The 15856-nt window shown below is 43.6% G+C and carries 12 protein-coding genes; 6 read left to right on the top strand and 6 right to left on the bottom strand.

All coding sequences use genetic code 11. The features are described from left to right. Positions 1-57: 57 nt before the first annotated feature. Positions 58-564 carry a DUF4442 domain-containing protein gene (locus H5300_RS08315; protein WP_017092672.1) on the bottom strand — a complete coding sequence of 169 codons (507 nt, stop codon included), beginning with the start codon at positions 562-564 and terminating at the stop codon, positions 58-60. Between the two features lie 207 nt (positions 565-771). Between H5300_RS08315 and fcrX the strand changes: the two genes are divergently transcribed. Then, positions 772-1221, top strand: coding sequence for a ferric iron uptake transcriptional regulator FcrX (gene fcrX, locus H5300_RS08310; RefSeq protein ID WP_004734226.1), 450 nt, complete (start codon positions 772-774; stop codon positions 1219-1221). Positions 1222-1419: 198 nt separating this feature from the next. Here the strand turns inward: fcrX and glnS are convergent, their stop codons facing one another. Both glnS and nagE read right to left on the bottom strand, forming a co-directional pair. Further along, positions 1420-3087: a glutamine--tRNA ligase gene (gene glnS, locus H5300_RS08305; RefSeq protein WP_017085952.1), complete on the bottom strand. Its 1668-nt coding sequence runs from the start codon at positions 3085-3087 to the stop codon at positions 1420-1422. 302 nt (positions 3088-3389) lie between these two features. Next, positions 3390-4949 (bottom strand): N-acetylglucosamine-specific PTS transporter subunit IIBC, encoded by a 1560-nt coding sequence (gene nagE / locus H5300_RS08300; RefSeq protein WP_054542500.1) that lies wholly within the window; start codon positions 4947-4949, stop codon positions 3390-3392. Between the two features lie 475 nt (positions 4950-5424). Between nagE and nagA the strand changes: the two genes are divergently transcribed. The 4 genes from nagA to asnB all read left to right on the top strand — a co-directional run bounded on the left by nagA (position 5425) and on the right by asnB (position 11354). Beyond that, the gene (gene nagA / locus H5300_RS08295) at positions 5425-6561 is read left to right on the top strand and encodes an N-acetylglucosamine-6-phosphate deacetylase (protein ID WP_017079464.1); all 1137 of its coding nucleotides are present in this window, start codon (positions 5425-5427) and stop codon (positions 6559-6561) included. Between the two features lie 2 nt (positions 6562-6563). Next, a complete protein-coding gene (locus H5300_RS08290) occupies positions 6564-7778 on the top strand; it encodes an ROK family protein (protein ID WP_004734232.1) in 1215 nt (404 codons plus the stop codon). Between the two features lie 84 nt (positions 7779-7862). Beyond that, on the top strand, positions 7863-9449 hold the full coding sequence (locus H5300_RS08285) for a cation:proton antiporter family protein (protein WP_017079462.1): 1587 nt from the start codon (positions 7863-7865) through the stop codon (positions 9447-9449). Positions 9450-9683: 234 nt separating this feature from the next. Beyond that, positions 9684-11354: an asparagine synthase B gene (gene asnB, locus H5300_RS08280; RefSeq protein WP_004734234.1), complete on the top strand. Its 1671-nt coding sequence runs from the start codon at positions 9684-9686 to the stop codon at positions 11352-11354. An 87-nt stretch (positions 11355-11441) separates the two neighbouring features. Here asnB and rfaH read toward each other — a convergent pair whose 3' ends face one another. Continuing rightward, positions 11442-11948, bottom strand: a complete 507-nt coding sequence (rfaH, locus tag H5300_RS08275; protein ID WP_004734235.1) for a transcription/translation regulatory transformer protein RfaH — start codon at positions 11946-11948, stop codon at positions 11442-11444. Between the two features lie 502 nt (positions 11949-12450). Between rfaH and H5300_RS08270 the strand changes: the two genes are divergently transcribed. After that, entirely contained in the window at positions 12451-13836 is a 1386-nt protein-coding gene (locus tag H5300_RS08270; protein ID WP_004734236.1) for a peptide MFS transporter, read from the top strand. Between the two features lie 90 nt (positions 13837-13926). Here the strand turns inward: H5300_RS08270 and hemH are convergent, their stop codons facing one another. Continuing rightward, positions 13927-14889 carry a ferrochelatase gene (hemH, locus tag H5300_RS08265; protein ID WP_102441677.1) on the bottom strand — a complete coding sequence of 321 codons (963 nt, stop codon included), beginning with the start codon at positions 14887-14889 and terminating at the stop codon, positions 13927-13929. A 276-nt stretch (positions 14890-15165) separates the two neighbouring features. Further along, the gene (gene adk, locus H5300_RS08260; protein WP_009847341.1) at positions 15166-15810 is read right to left on the bottom strand and encodes an adenylate kinase; all 645 of its coding nucleotides are present in this window, start codon (positions 15808-15810) and stop codon (positions 15166-15168) included. Positions 15811-15856: the final 46 nt, after the last annotated feature.

Here is a 15856-nt window from a genome sequence, read left to right as displayed (position 1 = left end):
ATGTAGATATGAAAAAACCTCCTTATAGGAGGTTTTTTGCTATTTAATGTTCACCAATCAACACTCAGCTTCTAATGCTTCGTCATCATCTCTAAATTGTGGCTTCTTTCTCACATACAGGGTTCGCTGAATTTCTGACACTACATTCCCCTGCTTATCTTTAACGTGGATAATAAATTCGGGGAAACACTTCTCACCAAGCTGCGTCTGACGATAGATATCATCCAGTTGCCCTTGGCTTATCTCAAAATCTGCATACAAGTCGGATTGACCCGGCTTGATAAAGTTAATACTCGCCTCTTTATCCCAAACATAATATCGCTCACCTAAAATTCCCATTAACATCAAAGAGTAAACTGGATCGGTAAGAGAAAAGATACTGCCGCCATATTGAGTACGATTGGCGTTCTTATTCCACCAGCGCAGCTTTAGTATCGTCTTAACAACCCTAAAGTCAGGGCTAATGTGAGCGATTCGAATTCCCGATCCCCAAAAAGGAGGCCAAATATTGAGAGCAAATTTTACAATGTTGGGTTTATATATTTTTGCGAGTTGCTTATTCATAACAACATTCCATGTTCATATCAGAAACACCGCCAGCTTGACTGGTCGTACCTCCACTATAAGTGAGATACTTCCAATTTACAAAACAGATTGTGATGTCAGTAAGTAACCCTTTGAAGTTCGTGGTTTATTGTTATGCCTGACTAAACTATAATGGTATTAATATTGAATTCTGTTAATTGCTGCAGATCATCAACAGGAAAGTATATGTCAGACAATAATCAAGCGCTAAAAGATGCTGGTCTTAAAGTGACCCTCCCACGGCTCAAAATTTTAGAAGTATTACAACAACCAGACTGCCAACATATTAGTGCTGAAGATTTATATAAAAAGCTGATCGACTTAGGTGAAGAGATAGGTCTTGCGACCGTTTATCGCGTACTGAACCAATTCGATGATGCTGGCATTGTAACTCGCCACCACTTCGAAGGCGGCAAGTCTGTATTTGAACTTTCAACACAGCATCACCACGATCACCTAGTATGTTTAGACTGCGGTGAAGTTATCGAATTCTCTGATGATCTTATCGAAGAAAGACAAAAAGAAATCGCTCAACGCTACAACGTACAGTTAACTAACCACAGTTTATATCTGTATGGTAAAAGCATCACTGGGGATTGCAAAGGCAACCCAGACGCGCATAAAGCGAAGAAGTAACACAGAACGCTGGCTTAGGCCGGCGTTTTTTATTTGGGCTGATACCGTATTAAGAATCACAGTAGCTTGGCCCACAATTTGGTTATTTCCCAGACACAAAAAAACCGGCTCTAAGCCGGTTTTTTATTAAGCGAATCTTGAGAAACTAAGCTTTAAGACACTAAGCTTGGAAAAACAGAGCTGAGAAAAACAAAGCCATTAAGCCTCAGTTTTACCCCAAGTGTCACGTAGACCAACCGTGCGGTTGAAGACTAGTGCGTCTGCTTTAGAGTCTTTCGAATCCACACAGAAGTAGCCTGTACGTTCAAACTGGTACGCTTGCTCTGCTACACCTTCCGCTAAGCTAGGTTCAACAAAACCGTTTAGCGTAACAAGTGATTCAGGGTTAAGCGTCGCTGCAAAGTCATCAGCAGCAGCTGGGTTTGCCACTGTGAATAGACGATCGTACAAACGAATCTCAGCAGGTAGCGCTTTATCAGCTGATACCCAGTGGATAACGCCTTTCACTTTACGGCCATCTGCTGGGTTCTTACCGAGTGTTTCGTTATCGTAAGAACAGAAGATAGTCGTAATGTTGCCTTCTGCATCTTTTTCGATACGTTCAGCTTTGATCACGTAAGCACCACGTAGACGAACTTCTTTGCCAAGAACCAAACGCTTGTATTTCTTGTTTGCTTCTTCACGGAAGTCGTCACGCTCAATCCAAACTTCGCGTGTAAATGGAACTTCACGAGTACCCATTTCTGGCTTGTTCGGGTGGTTCGCCACTGTCAGTGTTTCTACTGTATCAGCGTCGTAGTTTTCAATCACGACCTTGATAGGGTCAAGAACAGCCATTGCACGAGGTGCATTTTCGTTCAGATCATCACGGATACAAGATTCAAGTGAGCCGAACTCAATCATGTTCTCTTGCTTAGTCACACCAATACGTTTACAGAATTCGCGAATCGAGCTTGAAGTGAAGCCACGACGACGCAAACCAGAGATTGTTGGCATACGTGGATCGTCCCAACCTTCAACTAGGTTTTCAACCACAAGTTGGTTCAGCTTACGCTTCGACATTACCGTGTATTCAAGATTCAGACGGCTAAACTCGTACTGACGAGGTTGGCAATCAATCGTGATGTTGTCTAGAACCCAGTCATACAAACGACGGTTATCTTGGAATTCAAGCGTACAGATAGAGTGCGTAATGCCCTCTAATGCATCAGAGATACAGTGAGTGAAGTCGTACATTGGGTAAATGCACCACTTGTCAGCAGTCTGATGGTGGTGAGCAAAACGAACACGGTAGATAACTGGATCGCGCATAACCATGAATGAAGAGCTCATGTCGATCTTAGCACGTAGACATGCTTTGCCTTCTTCGAAGCCACCGTCACGCATTTTTTCAAACAACGCTAGGTTTTCTTCAGGGCTGCGATCACGGTATGGGCTCGCTTTACCAGGCTCTTTTAACGTGCCACGGTATTCACGGATCTGCTCAGGACTTAGCTCGTCAACATACGCTAAGCCTTTATTAATTAATTCCACAGCATAAGCGTAAAGCGTATCGAAGTAGTTTGATGAGTAACAAATATCACCAGACCATTCGAAGCCTAACCAGCTTACATCATTCTTAATTGACTCAACGTATTCAACGTCTTCTTTTTCAGGGTTTGTATCATCGAAACGAAGATTACATTGTCCCTGGTAGTCCTGAGCAATACCAAAGTTCAAGCAAATAGATTTAGCGTGACCAATGTGCAGGTAGCCATTTGGCTCCGGCGGGAAACGAGTATGCACGCTACTGTGTGTACCATCCGCTAAATCTTTATCGATAATTTGGCGAATGAAATTCGATGGACGAGCCTCAGCTTCACTCATCTATAGCACCTCTATGTATTTAGTATTGTCAGAGAAAGTTATCTTTCATATCCGAGACAAAGGCCGCTTTTGCTGCCTATCAAAGATAGAAAGATCATTGTTGCTAATCATCCACAATTCTTCGCCTTTGCACAATAAGAACCATCAGTTAATTGTGATTATTTCCGCTATTCGATGAAGAATAGAACGAACCTTGTTCACTGGCCTTAAATGACAGGCACAAAAAAGCCTCCCGTGTGGGAGGCTTGCTATTTGAAACTTACTTAAGAGCCGTTGTTACGTCTTAATAAGTACTTCCTTTACTATGGAAGTTTTACATCAGATAGGTCTTCACCTGCACCGATAGCTTTCATTTCGCCAGCGACGATTTCAGCTAATGGGCCTAGGATAACCTGTAGGTTGTTCTCACCTAGTTTAACCACACCTTTAGCGCCAAGTTTCTTAAGAACAACTTCATCAGCGATAGAGCGGTCTTTAAGAGTTAGACGTAGACGAGTGATACAAGCATCGATTGAAGTCAGGTTTTCGTGACCACCTAGAGCTTTCAGGTATTGACGAGCAACGTCACCTTTTGGAGCGTCACCAGCAGGAGCTGCTGCAGCTTCGTCATCATCTTCACGACCTGGCGATTTCAAGTTGAAAGCGCGGATTGCGAAAGAGAAAGTGAAGAAGTATAGAGCACCGAATGCTAAGCCAATCAATAGTAGAGTGAATGGTTTAGTTGCTAGACCCCAGTTCAGTACGAAGTCGATTAGACCAGCAGAGAAACCGAAACCGTGCAGAGTACCAAACATGTTTGCCACTACTAGAGACAGACCTGTAAATACCGCGTGCATTGCGTATAGAGCAGGAGCTAGGAATACGAACATGAATTCTAGCGGCTCTGTGATACCTGTTAGGAATGAACAGAATGCAACTGAGAACAATGCGCCACCAACTTGGCTACGTTTTTCAGCAGGAGCAGCTAGGTACATTGCAAGTGCAGCACCTGGTAGACCGAACATCATTACTGGGAAGAAACCGTTCATGAATACGCCAGCGCCTTTATCGCCACCGAAGAAACGGTGTAGGTCGCCAGATTTAACTGTTTCAGTCACTTCTTTAACAACAGTAGTAATCTCTGGAGTTACTGAGTTAGCGAATGTGAATGTGTGCTCTTGACCAACAACTAGAGTTTTAGCCAGTGCAGGGTCAACACAAAGTTGAGTGATGTTAGCGAATGCGCCTTGACCAGCAACAACGATTTCTTGACATGTACCCATACCGAACCAGAAGTATGAGTTCAATACGTGGTGTAGACCTACAGGGATTAGTGCACGGTTAAGAGTACCGTAAACGAATTGGCCAACAGCACCAGACGTTGATACCGCGTGAGCTAGTGCATCTAGACCAGATTGAATACCAGGCCAAACCACACCAGACACAGCACCTGCAACAAGTGCAAATAGACCGGCCATGATAGGTACTAAACGTTTACCCGCGAAGAAAGCCAGCCACTCAGGAAGGCGTGTTGCATGGAAAGCGTTGTAAGAGTGACCTGCGATGATACCTGCGAAGATACCGCCGAAGAATGACATGTTAACGTCTGCGTTAATTGTCGTTGCTGTTGCTGTTAGTACGAAGTAAGCAACTGCACCAGCAAGACCCGCTGCGCCGTTACCGTCTTTAGAAAGACCAATCGCGATACCTAGACCAAATAGCAATGGTAGGTTACCGAAGATAGCACCACCAGCTTCTGCCATGAATGGAATATCAAGTAGATCGCCTTGACCTAAACGTAAAAGAAGCGCCGCAATCGGAAGCGTTGCGATTGGTAGCATTAACGCCTTACCAAGCTTCTGTGCATATCCTAGAATATTCACCAGTTGTTTCCCCCTATAGGATTTTTTAGAATTCGTTTGAGAAACTTATTTTAGTCGCTCAATTTAGTCCTATTCAGTGTATTCAATTAATTTTGCTCCGCAAATTAAAACCTTACCATTTGTGATCGTAATCACCAGTTTTTACCAAATCCAGAGGTTTTTGCTAGCGAGATCATAAAACTTATTTTATCATTCAAAAAAATGAACGTTTATAGATAAAATCTAAACCTAACCATTAGGTAAAATGATGGTACCCCTGGGTTTACGCTGTCCAATAAATAATCATTAAAAGTGAACCTAAATGTATATTAATAATCAATTGTTCATTTATTTTTCAACAACTTAAATCGCTTCCTATTTTGAAGCTGTTTGCCCATAAAAGATAAATCGTTACGTAAATGATGCTCGCAAACTAAGTCCACATTTAGGTAACGAACAAATTTTAAAGATCTCACGAAATAAGGATTAGCTGACTATGTACGCGCTAAGTAACTGTAAAATTTACACTGGTAGTGATGTTCTAACCGATCATGCTGTTGTAATCGAAAACGAACTGATCAAAAAAGTCTGTCCTATCTCTGAATTACCAGAAGGAATCGAAGTTCGCGACCTAAACGGAGCAAACCTAAGCCCAGGCTTCATTGACCTACAATTGAATGGTTGTGGCGGTGTAATGCTTAACGATGAGATCACTGCAGACACAATGCAGATCATGCACAAAGCAAACCTTAAATCTGGCTGTACTAGCTTCCTGCCAACGCTAATCACTTCTTCTGACGAAGACATGCGCGCGGTTATTACCGCAGCTCGTGAATATCACAACCAATACCAAAACCAATCTCTTGGCCTACACCTTGAAGGTCCGTATTTAAACGTTGCGAAAAAAGGCATTCACAGCGTCGATCACATTCGTAAATCAGACAGCGAAATGATTGAGCTTATCTGTGAGAACAATGACCTTGTTGCAAAAGTAACATTGGCTCCAGAACTCAACGACCCAGAACACATTGAGCGTCTGCGCAAAGCTGGTGTGGTTGTTTCGATTGGTCACACGAATGCAACGTACGCAGAAGCGCGTCAAGGTTTTGAGTCAGGCATTACATTTGCCACTCACCTGTTCAACGCGATGACACCAATGGTTGGTCGTGAACCTGGCGTTGTTGGCGCGATTTACGATACACCTGAGGTTTATGCTGGCATTATTGCCGATGGCTTCCACGTTGATTACGCAAACATCAGAATTGCGCATAAAATCAAGGGAGAAAAGTTGGTATTAGTGACGGATGCCACAGCTCCTGCAGGTGCTGACATGGAATACTTTATTTTTGTCGGTAAGAAAGTATATTACCGTGATGGTAAGTGTGTTGATGAAAACGGCACACTGGGCGGCTCGGCTCTGACTATGATTGAAGCAGTTCAGAATACAGTTGAGCACGCCGGTATCGCTTTAGACGAAGCTCTTCGCATGGCTACGCTATACCCAGCTACGGCTATCGGTGTAGAAAGCAAGCTAGGTCGAATCAAAAAAGGCATGGTTGCAAACCTAGCTGTATTTGACCGAGACTTTAACGTTAAAGCGACTGTTGTTAACGGACAATACGAGCACAATTAAGTATGAATGGCGGACAAATAGGTAACGTAGACTTAGTTAAACAACTAAACAGTGCGGCGGTATACCGACTAATAGACCAACAAGGGCCTATCAGTCGTATACAAGTGGCTGATGTAAGCCAACTCGCACCGGCAAGTGTTACAAAAATTACCCGCCAACTTTTAGAGCGCGGCCTAATTAAAGAGGTTGCGCAGCAAGCGTCTACTGGCGGTAGACGCGCTATCTCCCTAACCACAGAAGTAGAGCCTTTTCACTCTGTCGCTGTGCGCTTGGGTCGAGACTACATTCAAATAAGCCTGCATGACCTTGGCGGTCGTGAGCTGGCTTTCCAACAGCAAGACCTGAATTACTCAGACCAATCAGACCTCACCCAAGGCTTGGTCAATAACTTGAAGGCTTTCATTGCTGAACACCAACCAAAGATCGACCAACTGATTGCCATTGGTGTCACTCTTCCTGGCTTGGTCAACCCAACGACAGGTGTGGTTGAGTACATGCCAAATACAGACATCGATAACCTTGCGTTAAGCGACATTATTCGCGATACATTCCATGTTGCTTGTTTTGTTGGTAATGACGTTCGAGGAATGGCACTTGCTGAGCACTACTTCGGTGCAAGTAAAGACAGCCAAGATTCTATTTTGGTTAGCGTTCACCGTGGTACTGGTGCTGGAATTATTGTTAATGGTCAGGTTTTCCTTGGCCATAACCGCAACGTGGGTGAAATTGGTCATATCCAAATTGATCCACTTGGCGAGCAATGCCAATGCGGTAATTTCGGTTGTCTTGAAACCGTAGCGGCAAACCCTGCCATTGTTGAACGTGTCCAAAAGCTAATTAAGCAAGGTTATGAGTCCTCGCTAACAGAGATTGAACACATTACCATTCAAGATGTATGTGACCATGCTATCAATGGCGACGAACTGGCTAAGCAAAGTTTGGTTCGAGTAGGTAATCAACTGGGTAAAGCTATCGCAATGACGATTAACTTGTTTAATCCTCAGAAAGTCATCATTGCGGGTGATATTACAAAGGCACAAGAGATTGTTTTCCCTGCAATTAAGCGCAATGTAGAGAATCAGTCGTTAACGGCTTTCCATAGCGGCCTGCCTATTGTAGCATCACAGATCGATAAACATCCTACGATGGGAGCTTTTGCCATGATTAAGCGCGCCATGCTCAACGGTGTGTTACTTCAAAAGCTTCTTGAAGACTAAAGAAAAACAACTCTGATTTTCCGCGGGCCGTGTTTGTATAAACACGGCCCGTTTTTTTAAGCTAGGGAACTACTACTACAAGTTATGGAACTTATATTAATATCCACTGCGTTTATTGCAGGATTTATTGCTTTAAAGTGTCACCTTCCCCCATTGGTCGGCTTTTTGGTCGCTGGTTTTGGGCTCTTTGCTCTGGGTTTTGAAACCAATGACACCATCATTACTTTGGCTGACCTTGGTGTCACCCTGCTTCTATTTACGATTGGCTTAAAGCTCGATATCAAAACCCTGCTCTCTAAAGAGATCTGGGCTGGCGCAACAATCCACAACCTTTTATCCACTCTGTTTTTTGCGGTCGCCCTGTTTGGTTTTAAATTCCTAGGTATTTCCTCGTTGGCAGCCATGTCAATAGAACAGATTGTTCTACTCGGTTTTGCCCTTTCATTCTCTAGTACCGTATTCGCAGTTAAGTCTCTGCAAGAGAAAGGGGAAATGAATGCGACCTATGGAACATTAGCGATCGGTATTCTGGTCATGCAGGATATCTTTGCCGTGGTCTTCTTAACGGCATCGACAGGCAAAATTCCAGAGTGGTATGCCATCGCACTGTTCGCTTTGCCATTCTGTCGTCCATTGTTCTACAAAGTCCTCGACTGGGTTGGTCACGGCGAAATGTTGGTGCTGTTCGGCATTTTCTTCGCATTGGTCGTCGGTGCAGGCTTGTTCCAGTTTGTAGGGGTTAAACCAGATCTAGGTGCTCTGATCTTAGGTATGTTGTTAGCCGGTCACCCAAAAGCTTCAGAGCTGTCGAAATCGCTGTTTAACCTCAAAGAGCTTTTCCTTGTCTGCTTCTTCTTGAATATTGGATTATCCGAGCAACCTACCATTCAAGGCTTTATGCTCGCCATCTTATTCTTGCTGTTGCTGCCAGTGAAAGGCGTGCTTTACTTCTTGGTACTCAACCGCTTCAAATTCCGTGTTCGAACCTCTCTACTCGCCTCTCTATCATTATTTAACTACAGTGAATTTGGTCTTATCGTCGGTGGTCTTGCCTTTAAGATGGGGTGGATGTCTGGCGATATATTAGTGGCGGTGGCAATTGCGGTTTCGTTATCGTTCTTAATCGCTGCTCCTTTAAACAAAGCGGGTCATAAGCTTTATCAACAGTCAGGTAAGTGGCTCAAAGAGCACGCTGCTGAAAAGCTTCACCAACGTGATAAACGAATTGATCCTGGTCGCGCACAAGTGCTTATTCTTGGTATGGGGCGCATTGGTACCGGCGCCTACGATGAATTGCGTTCTCGCTATGGCAAGGTTAGCTTAGGTGTCGAAGTTCGTGAAGAAGCCGCACACAACCATAGAAGCCTTGGAAGAAACGTTATTTCTGGCGATGCAACTGACCCAGATTTCTGGGAGCGTATTTTAGATACAGCAAACGTGAAGCTAGTGATCTTGGCGATGCCTCATCACCAAGGTAATCAAACAGCCTTAGAACAGCTAAAATCACGTAATTTTAAAGGTCAAATCGCCGCCATTGCTGAATACTCCGACCAGCTAGAAACATTGAAAGAGAATGGTGTCGATGCAGCATTCAACATCTACAGTGAAGCTGGTAGTGGTTTTGCTCGACACGTATGTGAGCAATTAAACCCTAACATCAATAAGATCTAATCCTAAACATTGTCTAGTTAACCTCTCAAAATTGCTGTTCTTTTGCACTTTTGAGAGGTTTTTGTTTAAAAAACCAACCGCAATTAGACACCACTCACCAAAACCACCTTAAAATTAGATAATTTCTAACAGAAACCCCTTTATATTATTTTTTTGCTCACATTCGGTTGCTTTTTTTAGCCAGAATGGCAAATTGAATACAGTTGATTTAGAAATTATTTAAAAGGAAGTTCTATGTGTTCAGTATTTGGCATTCTCGACATTAAAAGTGATGCCGCAGCACTTCGCCCTATTGCTTTAGAAATGTCTAAAAAGCTTCGTCACCGTGGCCCAGACTGGTCTGGTATCTATGCTGGTGAAAAAGCAATTCTTGCTCACGAGCGTTTGGCTATCGTTGGTCTTAACAGTGGTGCACAACCACTATACAGCCAAGATAAAAAGCACATTCTTGCAGTGAATGGCGAAATTTATAACCACAAAGAACTTCGTGCACGCTATGAAGATAAGTACCAGTTCCAGACTGACTCTGACTGTGAAGTTATCCTAGCGTTATACCAAGAAATGGGCGCGGACCTTTTAGAAGAACTTAACGGTATTTTCGCATTCGTTTTATACGACGAAGAGAAAGACGAATACCTAGTCGGCCGTGACCATATTGGTATCATCCCGCTTTACCAAGGCTACGACGAGCACGGCAACTACTACGTTGCTTCAGAGATGAAAGCACTCGTTGAAGTATGCAAGACGATCAGTGAGTTCCCTCCTGGTAGCTTCTACTCTTCGAAAGATGCAGAGCCTCATCGCTACTACATCCGCGATTGGAATGAATACGCTGCGGTACAAGGTAACAGCACAAGTAAAGAAGAACTGACTGAAGCGCTAGAAGCTGCAGTTAAACGTCAACTAATGACAGATGTACCTTATGGTGTACTTCTATCTGGTGGTCTTGATTCTTCAATCACTTCAGCAGTAGCTAAACGTTTTGCTGCAATGCGTATCGAAGACGATGAGCAATCAGAAGCTTGGTGGCCACAACTACACTCATTCGCAGTAGGTCTAGAAAACGCGCCTGACCTGATCGCTGCTCGTGAAGTTGCTGATAAGATTGGTACCGTACACCATGAGATGACTTACACCATTCAGGAAGGCTTAGATGCAATCCGTGATGTTATCTACCACATTGAAACTTACGATGTAACGACGATTCGTGCTTCAACGCCGATGTACTTGCTTGCTCGTAAGATCAAGGCAATGGGTATCAAAATGGTACTGTCTGGTGAAGGTGCTGATGAGATCTTTGGTGGCTACCTGTACTTCCATAAAGCGCCAAACGCAAAAGAGTTCCACGAAGAAACCGTGCGTAAACTTCTTGCTCTAAGCATGTTTGACTGTGCTCGCGCCAACAAATCTCTTGCGGCATGGGGTGTTGAAGGTCGTGTTCCATTCTTGGACAAAGAGTTCATCGATGTAGCAATGCGTTTGAACCCTGAAGATAAGATGTGTGGTAACGGTAAAATGGAGAAACACATTCTACGTGAGTGTTTTGAAGACTACCTACCAGATTCAATTGCATGGCGTCAAAAAGAGCAGTTCTCTGATGGTGTTGGCTACGATTGGATTGACACATTAAAAGCAACGGCTGAAGAAAAAGTAACGGATCAACAAATGGAAGCTGCGAAGTTCCGTTTCCCTTACAACACGCCAACAACCAAAGAAGGTTATGCTTACCGTGAAATCTTTGAGGAGCTATTCCCTCTAGAATCAGCGGCAGAATGTGTACCTGGTGGTCCTTCAGTTGCTTGCTCATCAGCGAAAGCGATTGAGTGGGATGAGTCATTCAAAAACTGTGTCGACCCATCAGGTCGTGCAGTACAAGCCGTTCACAACGATGCTTACAACGCTTAGCGCGTTTTGAACAAACCCTAAAGACTAAAAAAGGCGCATTATGCGCCTTTTTGTTTTAAGCCTATTTTTTGCTTTGTATTACTGCACTTATGCGTGAGCTTGTAGTGCTTCGTTCTCAATACTGATCGGAACCACTTTGCTGATCATTTTTACCAGCATAATAGATCGTGCTTCACCATCTTTCTGATGGAAAATAGCTTCAACCCCAGCAAACTGACCACTATTGATCTTGACCACTTGCCCTGATTCAAACTCAACACAGCACTCTTCAGGTTCATCTTCGCAACACTTCTCAAACTCTTTCAGTTCATACACTAAGTCGCCTTGGACTTCGTGTGGCCTTGCGCCAAACTTAATAAAGTCGACGACACCACGCGTTGAACGAACAGTAGTAAAACTTGGACCCTGTTCGTAGTCAAAACGTACAAAGATGTAAGATGGGAATAGCGGTTCTTTGACCTGCTTCTCTTTCCCTCTCACGACCTTCTTGACATCGATTTGAGGATAAAAGCACTCTACCCCCTGGTTTTCTAGGTGCTGTTGAGCGCGTTTTTGATCACCACGCTTACAGTAAAGTAAATACCAACGTTTCATTTTACTAGCCATTTTCTATTTTGGGACATATTACCACAAGCCTAAAACCGTTAATCACCGTTAATAAAATGAATCCTGATAAGCAATAAATTATGCGTAACAGACCAACTTATCAACAAAAAGCCATAGGGACAAAAAGTGGTTAAGCATTGTACAGGGAACATTTACAGATAAAAAGACGCATTATTGTAAGGCTATGTATGCGACACACAAAAGGAACGAGATACCATTTAAATACAGAAACCATCCAACAAACCAATCAATTGAACGGTTAGCATTCGATAATTCTTTTAAAAAGAACACTATGCGCTCAACTCAAAACTGGAAAATTAGTTTGCAGCACGCATTGTCTGGGCAACATTCCCAATAAAACCCCATATTTTCATGAGCTTATAAAAAAATAGTTATCGTGACCATAAAAGACGCCTATTGCAGATGGTTATTCCACTCTGTATACATAAGGAACTATAAAATCTTTTAATACCTAAAATTAGTAAAACTTATGCCAAGCAATCACAACATCTTTGGCCACCCTAGAGGCCTATTTCTACTTTTTAGCACAGAGCTATGGGAACGTTTCTCCTACTATGCAATGCGTGCGATCCTTGTTTTATTTCTTACCGATACCACTATCAATGGTGGCCTTGGTTGGTCAACAAAAGATGCCCTCGATCTTTATGGTATCTATACCGGTTTAGTCTATATCACGCCATTAATCGGCGGCTGGCTTGCCGATAACTACTTAGGACAACGTAAATCGATCCTAGTGGGCGGTGTATTAATGGCATTAGGCCAATTTACGCTTGCTCTTCCTAACGGCGCTATTGGCTTAGACCAAGTAAATGCTCTTTATCTAGGTTTAGCACTGCTTATCAGTGGTAACGGTATGTTTAAACCAAACATCTCGACCATGGTTGGCGACCTATACCAAGAAGGCGATAACCGACGTGACGGCGCTTTCACCATTTTCTACATGGGCATCAACTTAGGCGCGCTACTGGGTGGCTTAATTTCAGGTGCTGCAGTCGATTCATTCGGCTGGAAAGCTGGCTTCCTAGCCGCTGGTATCGGTATGGTTATTAGCTTAGTTATGCAATTGACGATGGCTCAGTCATGGTTAGGCAACATTGGCTCAGTACCTGCAGCTGCACGAGCGAAAGCGCTGAACAAATCGAAAGAGAAAACACCACTGACCAAAGAAGAGTTCGACAGACTAAAAGTTATTCTTGTTATGGGTCTGTTCGTAATCGTTTTCTGGGCTGGCTTTGAACAAGCTGGCGGTTTGATGAACATCTACACTCAACAATATACGGACCGTATGATTGGTGGCTTTGAAGTTCCTGCAGCTTGGTTCCAATCTCTGAACCCATTCTTCATCATTACACTTGCACCAATCATTGCTGCATTTTGGGTCAAGCTTGGTAAGCGTGAACCAAACTCGCCAGTGAAATTTGCGATGGCGTTGTTTTTCTTAGCACTAGGCTTTGTGTGCATGATGGGTGCAGTAATGGAGCAAGGTGGCGACCTAACAGTGAAAACATCAATGCTGTGGCTAGTCGGTGCTTTCTTCTTCCATACTCTTGGTGAGCTTTGTCTATCTCCTATTGGCCTGTCGTTGGTCACTAAGTTAGCTCCGCTTCGTCTAGCATCGTTAATGATGGGTGCATGGTTTGGCTTCAATGCTGTCGCAAACTACGTCGCTGGCCTTGTGGGTTCTCACGTTGGTGAGCTTGGCGCAATGTCTATCTTCGGTGGTATCGCAATTACAGCTACAATAAGTGGCGTCTTACTGCTTCTTTGTGCAGGTAAACTTGTATCATGGATGCATGGTGTAGAAACCAACATGACGCTTGAAGCAGAACCAAAAGCAGAAACTTCGGTTGCTTAATATCTAGATCTATTTCAAGAAGAAACATCAAGATCAAAAAGGGCTGCTCAATGAGCAGCCCTTTTGTTATTTATTCTATTGGCATATCAGTTAGCGATGAAGCGCCACTAGCTCAACCATCATATCGATGTGTGAGTCTCTGTCGTTAAGACACATAATATAGCTAAAGTCTGAGCCACCAGCATCAATGAACGTCTCTTTACACTGGTCAGAAATCTCTTCCAACGTTTCCAAACAGTCAACCGAGAACGCAGGAGCCATGATATCAATCTTCTTGATGCCCTTACTCGGCAGTGATTCAAGTGTCTCGTCAGTGTAAGGCTTCAACCACTCTTCTCGACCAAATCGAGACTGGTATGTCATAGTGATATCGTCCGCAGATAAGCCTAACTCAGCAGCAAGTAATTTTGTCGTCGCTTCACAATGCTGAGGGTAGATGTCACCTTCATCAGCGAGTCGCTTCGGAATACCGTGGAAAGAACACACTAAATGATCACCTCTGCCATTTTTATCCCAATGACTACGAACACTTTCAGCCAAAGCTTTTGCATAGCTTGGGTGCGCGTAGTAGTCGCGAATAAAGCGATAGCTCGGAATCACTGGCATCTGCTTAAAGGCTTTGGTTAAACCATCAGAAACAGCCGCTGTGGTTGTACCTGAGTACTGAGGATATAAAGGCAGGACGATAATGTCTTCAACACCCTGCTCCATCAGTTGCTCGACCCCCGCCTTAAGGCTTGGGTTGCCATAGGTCATACCCAGCGCTACGGGCATCTCTAATTTTTTCTGGAGCTTGTCGGCTTGTCTTTGAGAATATACAAGCAGTGGTGAGCCTTCATCCATCCAAACAGACTGATACAGCTTAGCCACTTTCGGCGCTCGAATCGGTAAGATCACCCCATGTAAAATAGGACACCAAAGCCAACGCGTTAGGTTTACGACTCGCTTGTCGTGTAAGAATTCACTCAAAAATCGACGAACGCCAGCCGGGGTCGCCGAATCTGGTGTTCCTAAGTTCACCAGTAAAACGCCCTGCTTTTTATTATTTTCCATAGATACCTGAGACCAATGTGTGATTTTCTGGAACGTAATATACTAATTGGCATAAGTTTAAGATCATTGTTGTGCCACTAAATTTAAGAATAATCGTTCTTAACCTGGGTTATCACAATATCACCTTGAGCGTTAGCCTCGCGAATCTAAACCGTACCGCGGAAACAGTGCACAATCGATTTATCTAGATTGGTATATTACTAAAAATTGAAACAAAAAAAGCGACCTTAACGGTCGCTTCCAATATATCAAATTCTAAAACTGGCTGTTAGCCAATTATGCTAGTGCTTTCTCAAGTTCTGCACTAACTTCAGCAACTTGCTTAGTACCATCAAATTTAAGGTACTTAGTGTTGCCTGCTTCTGCTTCCTTACCGTAGTAAGAAATAAGCGGAGCCGTTTGATCGTGGTATACGCCTAGACGTGCACGAACTGTTTCTTCTTTGTCGTCATCACGAACCACTAGCTCTTCGCCAGTGATGTCATCTTTACCTTCTTCTTTAGGTGGGTTGTACACATTGTGGTATGTACGACCAGAAGGAAGGTGAGCACGACGACCAGCCATACGCTCAACAATCACATCGTCAGCTACGTCGAATTCAACAACGTAATCAACAGCAATGCCCATTTCTTTTAGGCCATCCGCTTGTGGGATTGTGCGTGGGAAACCGTCTAGTAGGAAACCTTTCTCACAGTCATCTTGAGCGATACGCTCTTTGATTAGACCAAGGATAATTTCATCAGAAACTAGCTGACCAGCGTCGATTACTGATTTTGCTTGCTTACCAAGCTCAGTACCCGCTTTGATAGCAGCACGTAGCATGTCACCAGTTGAAATTTGAGGGATACCAAATTTGTTCATGATGAAGTTAGCTTGAGTACCTTTACCCGCGCCAGGAGCACCTAGAAGAATGATGCGCATGTTTAATCCTCTTATAAAAATTATGATTTATACCGAAGCTCACTAT

It is taken from the genome of Vibrio sp. SG41-7, from assembly GCF_014164465.1.
Taxonomy (GTDB): Bacteria; Pseudomonadota; Gammaproteobacteria; order Enterobacterales; family Vibrionaceae; genus Vibrio; species Vibrio splendidus.
Note: the sequence above shows the minus strand (reverse complement) of the source record. Positions and strands in the feature narration are given on the sequence as shown.